Source organism: uncultured Subdoligranulum sp., assembly GCF_937890665.1.
In genome coordinates this window covers 31,249-45,172 of the sequence record NZ_CALADU010000095.1, presented here as the reverse complement: position 1 = coordinate 45,172, position 13,924 = coordinate 31,249, and the positions used below count along the sequence as shown (strand labels likewise).

Here is a 13,924-nt window from a genome sequence, read left to right as displayed (position 1 = left end):
TCAGGGATGGGGTTGCGTACGGGTGTCCTGCATGGTGAACCAGAAGGTGGACCCTTGGCCCACGGCGCTGTTCACCCCAAAAGCAAAGCCATGTTGCTGCAGAATGGCCTTTGTGATGGAAAGGCCCAGCCCGGTACCGGTTTTGCCGGCGTCTTGGCGGGCACGGTAGTACCGGTCAAATAGGTGCGGTAAATCTTCCGGCGGAATCCCGGGACCATGGTCTTCCACCTCTACGCGGCAGCCGGTTTCCTGCGGCAGTACCCGCAACACCACCACACCATCTTCACCAATGTGATGGAAGGCGTTGCCCAGCAGGTTGTGCAGCACCCGCTCCATCATGGCAGGGTCAGCGCTGACCGGGGCGGCGTGGTCGGCTTCCAACTGAAGCGTCCAGTGATTCTGGTCGCACAGTGCGTCATAGCGACCCGCGACCTCAAAGCAAAGTTCGCTCATATCAAAGTCCACCAAATTGGGCTTTTCGGAGCCGTTTTGCACCTTGCTCAATTCCATCACACTGTTGACCAGCGTGGAAAGCCGGTCAGTCTCATCCACAATGATGTTGCACTGCTCGGTGCGCTTGGCATCGTCGGTGCCGGTCAGATCCCGCACCGTCTCAGCATATCCTTTGATGAGGGTCAAGGGGGTGCGCAAATCGTGACTGACATTGGCCAGAATATCCTTCTCCAACTGGGCACTGCGTTTCACTTCCGCGGCCATATGGTTGAAGTCTTCCGCCAGTCGGCCGATCTCATCCCGATGCACCACCGAGATCTGGACATCGTAGTTGCCGGAAGCAATCTCCTGCGCACCGGCAGAGAGCCGCTCGATGGGGCGGGTGAACCACCGGCTGAACAGCATGGCGAACAGCAGATCAAAGAACAACAAAAGCAGTGCCAACGGGCCCAGAATGGACCGCAAAACCTCAGCGGCAGTGGAGATTTGGGCTAGGCTGGTGGAGACAATCACACCGTATTTGCCGTCGGCCGATAATTGTCCCACCAGCATCTGCTGGCTGGACCCGGAGCGTACGACTTCGTAGAGGCTGCCGGTTTCAAACAGCTTCTGACGCATCTGAATGACCAGCGATGTGTTTACATTATACCCAAAGTTCCCGCCGAAAGCGCCGGTACTCTCATGGAGCATGCAGGGGTACATGCTTTCGTAGGCTTTGAGGCAACGCAGGGTGGAATCGCTGAAGTCTACACAGCAGCCGTCCACATTGATGGTCTTGGATTGGAAGGTGTCGTTCACGCCTTCCCAAAAATCGTTGTTCAGCACCAAGATGCCAAAGTCCCGGTTGGAGATAGGAACCTCGCTTTGATCGATCATGGCTACGATGGCGGTGGTTTTGCTCTCCAGCTTGGCGCGGATGGTGCGGTTATACTGGGGCACCAGCGCGTAGGTGATCACACCCCAGACCAGCGCCAAGGTCAGCAGGGTCATGGCCCCGATGAACAGCATCAACTGCCACCGAATGCTCAACACAAAACCCCGCCGCGGTTTGGAGATGCCTTGTTTCAAGCTTTCTGCACTCCTTTTTACAGGGTATCGGGGTCAAATTTGTAGCCGATGCCCCATACTGTCACAATATAGTTGCGGCAAGGCCCCAGATGGCTGCGCAACATCTTGATGTGGGTATCCACGGTGCGGTCTTCGCCGTAGTAGTCGTAGTTCCACACCTTTTGCAGGATCTTTTCCCGGCTCAGCGCGATGCCCTTGTTGCTGACCAAAAAGACCAACAAATCAAACTCCTTGGGGGTCAGGGGCGCTTCCTGTCCGGCAATTTTTACAGTATGGCTGGCAGTATCAATGTGCAAATCCCCAAACACATAGCTGCCATGGGACTCTTCCGGTTTGGGCATAGTGCGTGCCAGAACGGCCTTGACCCGAGCCACCAGTTCCCGGGGGGAGAAGGGTTTTACCACGTAGTCATCGGCGCCGCCCTCTAAGCCGGCCAGTTTATCATATTCTTCACTGCGAGCGGTCAGCATAATGACCGGCGTCATAATTTTGCGGGTGCGCATCTCGCGCAGACAAGTCATGCCGTCCATAAAGGGCATCATGATGTCCAAAATTACCAGATCAATCCCGCCCTGACTCAGCGTGCTCAGTGCTGCAGCGCCATCGCCTGCCTCCTCGCAGGTGAAACCGGCATATTGCAAATGTTCGCGAATCAGATCCCGGATCCGCGGTTCATCGTCCACGACCAAAATTTTTGCCATAAAGTCGGCCTCCTTTTTCACACTTTCTATTCTACCACAATATCCTTTTGCCGTGGCGAAATTGTGAAAACTTTTGAAAAAAACTATAAAATTTCTGCACCCGGCCTCGTTGCCCTTTGCGGGCGATTGCATTTTTTCGGCCGGTGCGGTACAATCAAAACGAAAGGAGTGATGCTATGCTGTGGTGGTTCCTGTTGGTGGCAGCGATACCGATTCTGTTTGTCGTATTGGTGTTGTTTTTGGTTTGGCCGGGTGCGCCGCGCACGGCGTTGCGTCAACCATTCTGCGGCCGCAGTTATGCCCATCGGGGCCTGTTTGGCACACAGCAGCGCCCGCCGGAAAATAGCTTGCCGGCCTTTGCGGCGGCAGCCAAGGGCGGGTATGGGATTGAACTGGATGTACAGTTTACCAAGGACCGCCAGTTGGTGGTTTTTCACGATGATACACTGGACCGGATGACGCCGGCACAGGGGGGCGTGTCCCACACACCGTGGCCGGTGGTTTCGTCACTGCCTTTGGCAGGCAGCGGGGAACATGCACCGCTTTTTACCGATGTCTTGCGCACGGTAGCGGCGGCCAACCCCAACACACCATTAATTGTTGAAATCAAAAGCCGGTACGAGTATCGCGGCCGCTATCTGCTGGAACTTTGCCGGGCGGTGCTGACTGCGCTCAAGGGGTATTCCGGTCCCTATTGCATTGAGAGTTTTGACCCCCGGGTGGTCCGTTTGGTGCGGATTTTAGCCCCCGGTGTGGCGCGGGGACAGTTGGTGGATAGCTACCGCCGTCACCGGATCTACGGCACGGCAGCGCTGCCGGCATATCTGTTGTCCCACTGCTTCGGCAACCTGCTGGCCCGGCCGGATTTCATCGCCTGGTGCCCTGACAAGCGCAACTGGGCCATTCGGCTGTGTGCGGCGCTGGGGGCCATGACGGTAATGTGGACGGCTATGCCGGAACATGACATTGCCCGGCTGGAACGGGAAAACGATGCGGTGATTTTCCAATGGTACGAAGCAGAACCTAAGTATAAATAAGCATATCCGGCGCAGCCCGCGCATATCTTTGCATGGAACAAAGACAAGGGGGCTGCGCTTATGTTTTTATTCACGGTTACAAAACCCGGTTTGCGGCAGGCGGGTGCGCTTGCCCTGTGTGCGGTGTGTCTGTGCGGCACGGTGGCAGCAGCGGTACATTTTTCAGACGGCGCGGTAGCGGCCAATGCTGACGCCGCCCCGGGCATTGAAACCACGCAGGACATTGGTACCTATTTTACCGGATATGGCTTCGAAACCGATTTGGCGTCGGCAACGGTGGATAAAGTCAAGATCCCCAAAAAGTGGGATGACAGCTTTACCGCGTTCAATCAGGTGGTGCAGGAGAGCGATTTGGATCTTTCGGATTACAAGGGAAAGACGGTGGAAAAATGGACGCTGCTCTGTCCCGAGCTATCCACCGGCGATCAGGACACCTATTGCGTTTTGTTGGTTTACAAAGCGAAGGCGATCGGAGCCTACCTGCTGCAAAAGCCGTCCGGAGAGGTGACGGGACTCATTACGGCGGCAAAGGCCAGCGCCGAAACCGCAGCGGCCCAGCTGGAGGAACCGCAGGCGGAGGCAGCCGCAGCAGAAACTGAGATTGAATATCCCACCGAATAAGGTTGACCGATACGACAAACCGCCGGAGAATCTTTTGCGATTCTCCGGCGGTTTTGGGTTAGTTTTTGTGGCGTTTAAGGGGAATGCTGCATACCAATGCGATTCCCAATGCCAGCGCCACCGCAATTTTTAGGGTTTCCACCCCTTTGTTGGCAAATAGCGTGCGGTCATCCCGCAAGAAATAATAGGCAGTGTAGTAGATGCCGGCTCCCGGTACCAGCGGAAAAATACCGCACAGCAAAAATAGGGTGATGGGCGCTTTGTGGCGGATGGCAAACAGCCGCGCGCAGGCGGTCAGCGGCAGGGCAGCCATCAGTGTGGCCACCGGGGCGCTCATAGTGAACAGACCGGCACATAAAACATAGACCAGCCAACCCACCGCACCGGTCAGGCCGCAGGCGAGATAATGCCGAGGCGGGACCCGAAAGGTCACACCGAAACTGATGGTCGCCACAATGGCCACCAGAAATTGGGCCAGATACTGGACCCATAGTGGTGTCACCATACGATCGCCCCCAATCCGCGGGCGGCCAGCCATGCCAGCACCACGCCGCAGGCGATGCTGCCGGCAATGAGTACGGCGTCCAGCAGCCGAATCGCGCCCGAAAGATAGTCCGCATTGATGATGTCCCGAATGCCCATCGTTAAGGCTACACCGGGGGTCAGTACCATCAAAGCACCGATGGTGGCGGTATTGACATCCAGCGTGGGCACAAAAAAGCTGATGCCCAGCGCCCACAGCGTACACAGCCACGCGGCAATAATATCGGTAAAAATACGGTTGATCCGCCGTTTGCCGAATTGTTGACAGATGACGGATTCCAGTAAACCGGCCACGGCAGCAACCAACATTTCCAACAGGGCGCCGCCGAACAGAAAAGCAAAACAGGCACTGCCCACCACGCAGGCCAGACGCTCGGCGCGGGGCGGGGGGGAATCCAACGCCTGCGCAGCATCCAGCTTTTGCCGGGCGGTGGAGAAGTCCAGCTCTTCAGTGGCCAGCGCCCGAGAAAGGGCATTGACGGCTTCTACCCGGCCTAGATGGATGGAAACCAATGGCACATGGCGCACCATGCTCAGGCTCTCGCCGCCGGCTGGACTTGCCGAGGCAAAAATGCCATTGGTCAATACATAGACATGAAATTCCTGCAAATGCAGGCTGCGGGCCATGATCTCCATGGTTTGCTGGGCACGGAACACCTCACCGCCGTTTTCCAACATAAGCTGTCCGGCATCCAGCACGAGATCCATCCGCTGTTCAAAAGTATCACTCGCCACGAATATTCTCCCGCACGGCATTGAATTCCGGGTAGTGATGGTACAGATGCTCGGCAATGGCCTCCATGAGCAGATAATCGTGTTCCGAGTCAATGTCAATAATGCCGGTATCCATCATGACGCTGACGCCGATCTTGCCCCGCCACAACATACCATCGGTGTTTTGGGCCAGAAAATCCCGGCGGAATACGTAGATAGAGGCATTGACATCATAGACATCCGGGGCTTGCTGACGGCCGGTGAATTCGCTGTGGATGACCTGTTCCACATGATCCCCCACCGTCTTGACCATATTAAACCAAGGATTGCGGCGTGCTTCACAGACGCTGAACACCAGATCCAAATCCTCCCGGGATTGCTTGAGGGCAAAGGCATTTTCAATATCCGCAGCGGTGCGCAGCGGGCTGGTAATGTCCAAATCCATATGCCAGTCATAGGGGGCGCCGGTGCGTTCTTCCATTCGGCGCAGACTGTCCTGATAGACGGCCATTTTGGGAACCTTGTCGCCGCCCAATTCGGCGCCCCGGGGCAGGTAAATCACTTCCGGGTACTGCGCAGCGACAAGCTTTGCCAGCTCTTCGCTGTCGGTGTTCAAGGCTAGATCTACCTGCAATTCGGGGTGGTTGCGGCAGAACAGCTCCGCAGCACTCAACGAGTAGTAGACCAGCGGCTTGCCGCAGAATACTTTCAGATTTTTGTTTTTGAAACCTTTGCTGCCGGCACGGCCGCAAATGGTGATGAGCAGACGGTTCATCTTATTTCTCTCCCAACGTCAGTTGTAATACCTGCAACGCCAACTCCGGCGGGTTGCAGCTAGCTGGGGTGCTTCCCAGCGCGTAATCCACAAAATAGGCCATCTCCCGCTGGTAACGGCGGTTAACGTCCTCCTCGTAATGCTGTACGGTGCCATCGGGCAGCGTCAAGGTGCCCGCACCAAAGTCTGCTACTGCGCTGCCGTCGCGGCAGAACAGCTCGATGCTGCGGCGGTACCCCCGGCCGAAATAGTCAAGGTGTACCTCGGCCAGCAGGGAAGGATAGCGGGCAATGTACACCGAAAGGTCGTCGGAGTCGATCTCCAGATCCGAATAAGTGCCTTTCAGGTTATAGAGTTGCTCCGGTACGCCGAATAGATCCACCAGATAGTCCCATTCGTGGATCAGATCGATGGTAACACCGCCGCCCAGCGCCTTGTGGGCACTGTACACGGTGCGATAATCCACACCGGGGCGCCAGTCGGGCAGATAACTGGAACAAATCACCCGGGCACAGTAGGGGCGCAGCGTGGGCAGCAGCTCCTTCAAAGCCAGCATGGTGCCGCACCAGCGCATGGGGGCAGCTACATAGGCTTTCTGCCCGGCGGGCAGATAGTCGCCCAAATCCAGATGAGATTGCTCCGCAGAGAAGATCGGTTTTTCGATGAAAAGTGCCTCCCCCCGGCCATAGACGGTGCGCAGTGCCTCGGCATGCAGGCTGGTGGGATTGGTGATGAAGACCAGATCGTAGTGGGCAGGCAGCGCGGTCACATCAGTGTATTGGGTGTGGAGTTTTTCCGCCACGCCGGGACGCAGCGGACGGGTGACGTCACTGCGCAGTGCGTCAGCCTGTAAGGTCCAGCCCCGATCGGCACACAGGTCGGCCAGATTGTTCAGATGCCGGGTGCCAATGGAGCCTAGCCCCACAAAGAGGGCGGTCAATGTTTTCATGGGCAAAATCTCCCTGTCAGACAGTCACATCGCGGTCAAACCCCAGATAGCGGGTACCTTGAAAATGCAAAATCCCGTGATCCCCTTCGGCAATCATGCCGGCATCCCGCCAAGGCAAGCGCAGTTCCAGCCGGTCTCCGCTTTCAAATTGGAAGGTGGCATAGTAGCTGGTGTTGGTGGTGTGGGTGTTGCCGTCGTGATGATGGGCCCGGCGTCTGGCCACCACCGTGGCGGGGGCGCTAAGCCGTGGGGAGGCGTTGTTGCGGGACCATTCCCGCAGGCCGCGTATCACGGCAAAGAGAAACAGCGCCATCACCAATAGTGGAAATACAGAATATACAAAAGAAAACGGGTCAAGAAACATGGCCGAGTCCTCCTTTATAGGGCGTTATGCACGTTCTACCGCATCCATCAGCTCGATGGCAGCCAGATCTTTCTCAAAGCTCCAACGCGGCGCTTCGGTACCTTTCAGCACACCGAAGAAGTTGGCCAGCTCGTCCACATAGGCGTTCTCCACGATGTTGTCGCTGTAACGGCTGTCGTGTTCAAAGCTGGTATATGTATCCACAAATTGTTTGTCGCCGTCCCGGAACTCGTACAGCGCCTTGGGGTTGCCCTCCCAGAAGAGATGCAGCCCGTCGCCAAAACATTCAAAGTTGCGCACGGCTTTGGGGGAAACGACGTCTGCGGCCAGTACGCCCTGCGCACCGCTCTTATGGCGCAGCAGCAGGGTGGCGCAGTCGGGGTACGGCAGGCCCAGCCCGCTGATGGAGTCGGTCTGCACCGTCATGGTTTCCACGTCCCCAAAGGCGTCCAGCAGCCAAGGCAGGTCGATGCCGAAAATTTCCCGAACGCCGCCGGTACGGGCGTTGCCCACAAAGAAGTTTTTGTAATTCTCCCAGGTGTGCCAGTCAGGCAGATATTGCCCGATGTGGTAGAGATAGTGTACCGGTTTGCCAAAGTGCTGTACCGCTTGCTTGATATACTGGGTTTCCCGCCGGTAGAGCATGGTGGAGGACAGAAAGAGCGGCAACTGTTTTTGGGCTGCCTTGGCCATATTCTCGGCATAACCGTCCCGCACCAGATTCAGCTCGGTAAAAACCGGCAGGTCATGGTCCAGCAGTTCGCTGATGATGCCGGCATGGGACAAGGGGGCCGTGCAGACCAGTGCCGCATCAGGATGGGCAGCGTTTACCGCTTCGTCGATTCCGGCATAGGCAGCGGTCACAAGCCCCAGCGTTTGAGCTTCGGCGCGGCGAGCCTCGGCGCTGTCCACGCCGAAAATCTCCAGTGTGTCATCCATCCCTTGGGCCAGCCGGGCGCGGCGCTTACCCATGCTGCCCAGTCCTACAATAAGAAGTTTCATATCATATGCTCCTTTGGGGATCAAAGTCCGGCACAGGGCCGTCGTAAAAAGTCTTCACGGGGGTAAAATCAAAGCGGCGCAGCACCGCGCAGATCTTACCGCTGGTATCACCGCCGTTGTAGGGACTTTGGGCGGTGCGGGCGGTGGCGGCAAACGCAGGGGAGAGTGCTTTACGCAGCGCACGCTCGATGGCAGCGGCTTCGGCGGGACAGCTCACTACGTTGGCGCAGAGCAGCCGCCCGGCCTGCCGCTGACCGATGTTTACGGTAGGGACCCCAAACGTGGGGGTCTCCACCACACCCGACGAGGAGTTGCCGGCCACCAGAGAAGCGTATTGCATAGCTGAGAGATACCGCCGCAGGCCTAGACTTTGCAGAAAACCGGCGCGGTCGGGATGAGCGGCGGCGAAAGCCTGCATTGCTTCGGTGCAGATCCGGCCGCCGGCATCGGCGTTGGAGCCGGTGATCAGCCAGAATAGGTCCGGGATAGCCGCCATAGCTGTACACAGGGCCTTTACCTGATCGGCAGGATCAGGGGCGTCGGCACTGGTTTCGGGATGGTAGGTTACCAGAGCAAAGGGTCGGTCCAACGGGAACCCCGTGGATTCACACAGCTCCTGCCGGGTCATTTTGGGCAGGGTGCGGATGTTTTCATCCCCCAATCCGCCGACGCAGAAAACCCGGTCGGGTTCTTCCCCCATGCGTACCAGACGGGCGGCGCTGTCTGCACAGGAGGGAAAATGGAGGACCGCCATCTTGGTGATGCAATGGCGGTAGTACTCGTCGGCAGCGCCTAACGTTACATCCCCGCCGGAAATGTGGGCGATGGGCAGGTGCCGGGCCGCGGCCGCGGCTGCCACCCCAAAGATTTCGAACCGGTCGCCCAGCAATAGGACGGCGTCCGGACGATGGGCGGCAAAATAGCCGTCAAAAACGGTCAAGGTACGGGCGATGGTTTGTGCCACCGGCTCTTCGGCCTGTTGGAAGATGGACAGTCTTGCTGCAATGGGCAAGCCGTCGGCTTCGATCTCCCGGACCGTTTCCCCCAGCCATGGGCAGAGGTGCGCGCCGGTCACTACAAGCTGCAGCTGCAGCTTGGGATCCTTACCCATTTTCTGCAAAACGGGACGCAGCAGGCCGTATTCAGCCCGGGTGGCCGTTACAACGCAGATGGTACGCATAGGCAGTCCTTTCTGCACAGCGCGGCGGCAATTTTTGCCGCCGCCGCTGAGTTTACAGTTCGATTTTTTCATCCTCCGCAAAGGCGCGGGGAGCCGTCTTGCCCAGTACTTCGTACCAGCGCATAGGACTGATGCCGTCGCCGGGGCGCTTGGTGGTCAGGTTGTCGACGGTGAATACTTCCCCCGCCGCAATGGACCGGGCCGCCACAATGCTCTTGCGGGCTACGGCTTTATTGGGGGCCTCGCTGGCAGTCAGATGTTTGTGGCCGTCCCCCAGAGACGCCTCTACGTGGCGTACAGCCTCCACCATGGCTTTAAACTCGGTGGGGTCCAGACTGGCTTTCTGGTCGGGGCCGGGCAGCGTCTTGTCCAGCGTAAAATGTTTTTCGATGACCGAGGCACCCAGCACAGTGGCCGCTACATCGCATTCCCAGCCCGGGGTATGGTCGGACAGCCCCACCGGCAGGCCAAACTGGTCAAACAGCTCCAGCATGACGGTCAGGTTGGCATCTTCATAGGGGGTGGGGTATTGGGTATTGCAATGCAGTACAGTGGCCTCCGGGCAGCCGTTGTCATCCAGAATGGCCAGTGCGTCGGTGATCTCGTTGAGGTTGCTCATCCCGGTGGAAAGCAGCACCGGCGTGTGCAGCTTGGCCACCTCTTCCAGATAGGGGAGATTGGTAATCTCGCCGGAGGGAATCTTGATCAGCGGCAAGTTCAGCGTGCCGAGAAACTGCACACTGGGGATGTCGAACGGTGCCGACAGGTATTGAATGCCGATGGAATCGCAGTATTCCTTCAACTCCCGGTGTCCCTCAAAGGAAAAGTGCAGCTTGCGGATCATCTCCAACTGGCTTTCCGCAGCATCGGTGGTCTGCTTCTGGTATTCCGCCTTTTCGGCAAATTTGCTTACCACCAGCTCGGGCACGGCGGTCTGGTATTTGACAATATCGGCACCGCATTCTTTGGCGACCAGCGCCATGCGCTTGGCCATGGCAAGGTCCCCGTTGTGGTTGACCCCGGCTTCGGCAATAATCGTGACGGGCATAGTTCTCTCCTTTATTGGTATGTCAGGACTGGTTTTCCAGTTTGCGCCGCATTTTTTCCAGTTCTTCCAGCTGGCCCATATCCATCCAACTGCTCTCGGCAATGGGGTAGACCCCTACCTTTTCTCCGGCGGCACGGTAGCGTTCGATCACATCGGGGAAGCCAATAACCTCCCCGTCCTGCATTTCGTCCACCACCCGGGGTTCCACTACGTAGACGCCGGTGTTGGTCAGAAAATCCAGCTCCGGTTTTTCCCGCATGGCGGCGATCCCGCCGTCCGGTCCCAGTTCCACTACGCCGTACGGTACGGTATAGTGCTTGAAAGCACAGACCATTGTCACCAGATTGCCGTGCTTTTTGTGGTACTCGTAGATGTCCCCAAAATCCACATCCAGCAGCGTATCACAGTTGGTGAAGAAGAAGGGGGATTGGAGCTTTCCTTTGAGCAGGCAAAGCCCGCCGCCGGTGCCCATAAAGACATCTTCATCGGCAAAATCTACGGTGTAGTCCTTCTCCAACTCGTTGAAATAGGACTTGATCATGCCGCGTTTATAGTTGACGATCATGGTGAACTGGCGGCAGCCGAAATCCCGGAACCGATCCATAATCAGTTCGGCGATGGGCTGTTCGCCCACGGGGATCAGCGGCTTGGGCAGGATTTTCGTATAGGGGTAGAGCCGGGTCCCCAGTCCGCCGGCCATCATGACCACCGGAATATCGGCATGTTTGCGGTTGTCCACATCCAGACCGTGGGCAAAGACAATGTCGGTGATGACGCCCCGCTTGTCCAGAATGGGCAAGGCGTCGATGCGATTGGCCTGCAGGACCTCTTTGGCGCGGCCCCGTTCCGCTATGGGTAGGCTCAGCGGATGGTAGTTGGCCGCCAACTGCACAGCTTGATCGGGCGTGCCCCCCCGCAGGAAAAACTTGCGGATGTCCCCGTCGGTCAAAGCTGCTTCCAACCGGCCCTGCGGCGCAATAAACAGGATGCGCTGGCCGGTTTCGTCCAGCTTGCGCAGCGCTTCCAGCACGGTGGCGTCCGGTGCAAGGAACAATTCTTCTACTTGGATCAAAGGATGATCCCCCTCTCGGTCGGTGGTGGGTTACAGGCTCAAAACCGCCTGACAGACTCGCTCGCAATCCTCGAGCGACAGGTTGGTGGAGCAGGGAAGGTTGACGATGTATTTCCGGTAGTCTTGCGCCTTCTCCAGATGATAGCCTTCGTTGCGGGGGTAGTCGGCCTGCTCGTGGATCAAAGCCCAAACCGGGCGGGTCTGGATTTTTTGAGCTTGCAGTTTTTCGATGACAGTGTCCCGGTCCAGCCCGGAATCTTTCAGGTACAGGCTGAAGAACCAACGGTTGGGACGAACGCCCTTGGTGCGGAACGGCAGAATGTGCAGTCCCTGTACGCCGTCCAGCCGGGCTACATAGTGGTCATAAAGCTCCTTTTTGTGGGCGATGAAGCCTTCCAGCCGCTCCAGTTGGGCCAGTCCCAGACAGGCCTGCACGTTGGTCATACGGTAGTTGTAGCCGACCTCATCGTGGAGGAATTGCAGCATGTCCGCTTTGGCCTGCGTGGAAAGATGCTTGGCGTGTTCGGCCCAATCGGGATGGTTGGATACCACAGCACCGCCCGCCCCGGTGGTGATGATCTTGTTGCCGTTGAAGCTGTAACAGCCGATATCACCGATGGTGCCGGCAAACTTCCCGGCCAGAGGGCCCTCGGTATAGTGGGTGCCCAAAGCTTCGGTGGCATCCTCAATAAGGATGAGATGATAGCGCTGGGCGATCTCCAACAGGCGGGGCATGTCCGCCATATTGCCGAACACATGGACGGCTTCCAGCGCTTTTACATGGGCGCCGGTGGTTTTGTTGTAGAGTTTGCCGTCCCGCAGTTCACAGTGGGTGCGGCAGAAATCTTCTACGGCATCGGGATCGATGCAGAGCGAATCATCGCAACCGATAAAGATGGGCTCGGCCCCTACATAGCGGGTCAGCGGGTTGACTGCCGCGATGAAGGTCAGCGTGGGTACAATGACCTCATCCCCTCGGGTAATGCCGGCGGCCATGGCGGCCAGATGCAGCGCACTGGAACCGCCGTTGCAGGCTACGGCGCGGTCCATACCCAGATACCGGGCCAACGCCTCTTCAAATTCGGTGACCTTGCCGCCGCTGGTGGAAACCCAGCCGGAGGTAATGGCTTCCCCAGCCAGCTCGGCCTCCCGCGGACCAAAATTCGGGACCGAAAGGGGGATAAACTCAGACATACGGATTGCCTCCCTGTATGGTTACCGCAAAAATGCGGCCTATACTTACAAATATACATTGTCATTATACTGCGTTTGCCCTTTTACGGCAAGAGAAACCTCTATTTTGCACAGAAAAAGGGGCGCAGCCGCTATGGCCGCGCCCCTTGTATGGTTCTGAAATCCTTACAAATAGCTGAGTTCCTCTTTGCGTTTGCCCGCCAATTCCGGGTTATCCAGCACGGCACCGGCACCCAAGGCCACGCAATCCAGCGGGCTTTCGGCTACATGCACGGTAATGCCGGTTTCATTCTGAATCAGGGTGTCCAGCCCACGGAGCAGGGCACCGCCGCCCGACAGCATGATGCCCCGGTCGATGATGTCACTGGACAGTTCCGGCGGGGTGCGCTCCAAGGTGTCTTTGATGGCGTCTACGATGCGCAGCAGGCTTTCGCTCATTGCCTCCCGCACTTCCTCAGAACGGATTAAAATATCCTTGGGCAGGCCGTCCACCAGATTACGACCCTTGATCTCCATGCTGGTCTCGGGGTCCTGCGGACAGGCGGAACCGATCTCAATCTTGATTTGTTCGGCGGTGCGTTCGCCCACCAGCAGGTTATATTTCCGCTTGATAAAGGCAATGATGCTCTGGTCCAGCGTGTCGCCGGCACAGCGCACGCTGCGGCTGGCCACAATACCCGACAGGCTGATGACTGCCACTTCCGCCGTACCGCCGCCGATGTCAACAATCATGCTGCCCACAGCGTCGGTGGTGGGCAGCCCTGCACCGATGGCTGCCGCCATGGGTTCTTCCACAACGGTGACCTGCCGGGCACCGGCTTTGGCTGCTGCCTGCCGTACGGCACGGCGTTCCACTTCAGTCACACCGGAAGGGACACAGATGACCACCCGGGGACGGGCCAAAATATTGTTGCCGCAGGCCTGCCGGATAAAACTTTGCAGCATGGCGGCGGTGATGTCAAAATCGGCAATGACGCCGTCCTTCAGCGGCCGCACCGCCACGATGGAACCCGGGGCACGGCCGATGACGGCCTTGGCCTCGTGCCCTACGCTGCGAACCCGCAGCTCATCGCTGCGAGGGTCCACAGCCACCACGCTGGGTTCCCGCATGATGATCCCACGGCCTTTCATATAGACCAGCGTGTTCGCGGTGCCCAAATCAATGCCAATGTCTTTGGTAAACATAGCGCGTATTCTCCCGAA

Annotated in this window: 15 protein-coding genes; 2 read left to right on the top strand and 13 right to left on the bottom strand. The window is 57.8% G+C overall.

The features are described from left to right. Both Q0526_RS05610 and Q0526_RS05605 read right to left on the bottom strand, forming a co-directional pair. Entirely contained in the window at positions 1-1,521 is a 1,521-nt protein-coding gene (locus tag Q0526_RS05610) for a HAMP domain-containing sensor histidine kinase (RefSeq protein ID WP_298731475.1), read from the bottom strand. A 17-nt stretch (positions 1,522-1,538) separates the two neighbouring features. Further along, positions 1,539-2,222 carry a response regulator transcription factor gene (locus Q0526_RS05605; protein ID WP_298731474.1) on the bottom strand — a complete coding sequence of 228 codons (684 nt, stop codon included), beginning with the start codon at positions 2,220-2,222 and terminating at the stop codon, positions 1,539-1,541. 176 nt (positions 2,223-2,398) lie between these two features. On the opposite strand from Q0526_RS05605, the gene Q0526_RS05600 reads away from it, so the two are divergent. Together Q0526_RS05600 and Q0526_RS05595 are read left to right on the top strand one after the other, a co-directional pair. Continuing rightward, positions 2,399-3,259: a glycerophosphodiester phosphodiesterase gene (locus Q0526_RS05600; RefSeq protein WP_298731473.1), complete on the top strand. Its 861-nt coding sequence runs from the start codon at positions 2,399-2,401 to the stop codon at positions 3,257-3,259. Between the two features lie 60 nt (positions 3,260-3,319). After that, complete coding sequence (locus tag Q0526_RS05595; RefSeq protein WP_298731472.1) at positions 3,320-3,880, top strand: DUF4830 domain-containing protein; 561 nt, start codon at positions 3,320-3,322, stop codon at positions 3,878-3,880. A gap of 58 nt (positions 3,881-3,938) precedes the next feature. Here Q0526_RS05595 and Q0526_RS05590 read toward each other — a convergent pair whose 3' ends face one another. The 11 genes from Q0526_RS05590 to Q0526_RS05540 all read right to left on the bottom strand — a co-directional run bounded on the left by Q0526_RS05590 (position 3,939) and on the right by Q0526_RS05540 (position 13,906). Next, on the bottom strand, positions 3,939-4,385 hold the full coding sequence (locus Q0526_RS05590; RefSeq protein ID WP_298731471.1) for a threonine/serine exporter family protein: 447 nt from the start codon (positions 4,383-4,385) through the stop codon (positions 3,939-3,941). Further along, the gene (locus Q0526_RS05585) at positions 4,379-5,158 is read right to left on the bottom strand and encodes a threonine/serine exporter family protein (RefSeq protein ID WP_298731470.1); all 780 of its coding nucleotides are present in this window, start codon (positions 5,156-5,158) and stop codon (positions 4,379-4,381) included. The genes Q0526_RS05590 and Q0526_RS05585 overlap by 7 nt, the downstream gene beginning before the upstream one ends. Further along, a complete protein-coding gene (locus Q0526_RS05580; RefSeq protein ID WP_298731469.1) occupies positions 5,148-5,912 on the bottom strand; it encodes an acylneuraminate cytidylyltransferase family protein in 765 nt (254 codons plus the stop codon). The genes Q0526_RS05585 and Q0526_RS05580 overlap by 11 nt, the downstream gene beginning before the upstream one ends. Position 5,913: 1 nt before the next feature. Beyond that, positions 5,914-6,861: a Gfo/Idh/MocA family oxidoreductase gene (locus Q0526_RS05575; protein ID WP_298731468.1), complete on the bottom strand. Its 948-nt coding sequence runs from the start codon at positions 6,859-6,861 to the stop codon at positions 5,914-5,916. Between the two features lie 16 nt (positions 6,862-6,877). Next, positions 6,878-7,225 carry a DUF2500 domain-containing protein gene (locus tag Q0526_RS05570; RefSeq protein ID WP_298731467.1) on the bottom strand — a complete coding sequence of 116 codons (348 nt, stop codon included), beginning with the start codon at positions 7,223-7,225 and terminating at the stop codon, positions 6,878-6,880. 24 nt (positions 7,226-7,249) lie between these two features. Beyond that, positions 7,250-8,227 (bottom strand): Gfo/Idh/MocA family oxidoreductase, encoded by a 978-nt coding sequence (locus Q0526_RS05565; RefSeq protein WP_298731466.1) that lies wholly within the window; start codon positions 8,225-8,227, stop codon positions 7,250-7,252. Between the two features lies 1 nt (position 8,228). Then, positions 8,229-9,479 carry a UDP-N-acetylglucosamine 2-epimerase gene (neuC, locus tag Q0526_RS05560; RefSeq protein ID WP_298731465.1) on the bottom strand — a complete coding sequence of 417 codons (1,251 nt, stop codon included), beginning with the start codon at positions 9,477-9,479 and terminating at the stop codon, positions 8,229-8,231. After that, a complete protein-coding gene (neuB, locus tag Q0526_RS05555; protein WP_298731464.1) occupies positions 9,460-10,455 on the bottom strand; it encodes an N-acetylneuraminate synthase in 996 nt (331 codons plus the stop codon). Before neuB ends, neuC begins: the two co-directional genes overlap by 20 nt. 22 nt (positions 10,456-10,477) lie before the next feature. After that, entirely contained in the window at positions 10,478-11,527 is a 1,050-nt protein-coding gene (locus Q0526_RS05550; RefSeq protein ID WP_298731463.1) for a nucleotidyltransferase family protein, read from the bottom strand. 30 nt (positions 11,528-11,557) lie between these two features. Continuing rightward, the gene (locus tag Q0526_RS05545; protein WP_298731462.1) at positions 11,558-12,721 is read right to left on the bottom strand and encodes a LegC family aminotransferase; all 1,164 of its coding nucleotides are present in this window, start codon (positions 12,719-12,721) and stop codon (positions 11,558-11,560) included. Between the two features lie 165 nt (positions 12,722-12,886). Next, a complete protein-coding gene (locus Q0526_RS05540; RefSeq protein WP_298731461.1) occupies positions 12,887-13,906 on the bottom strand; it encodes a rod shape-determining protein in 1,020 nt (339 codons plus the stop codon). Positions 13,907-13,924: the final 18 nt, after the last annotated feature.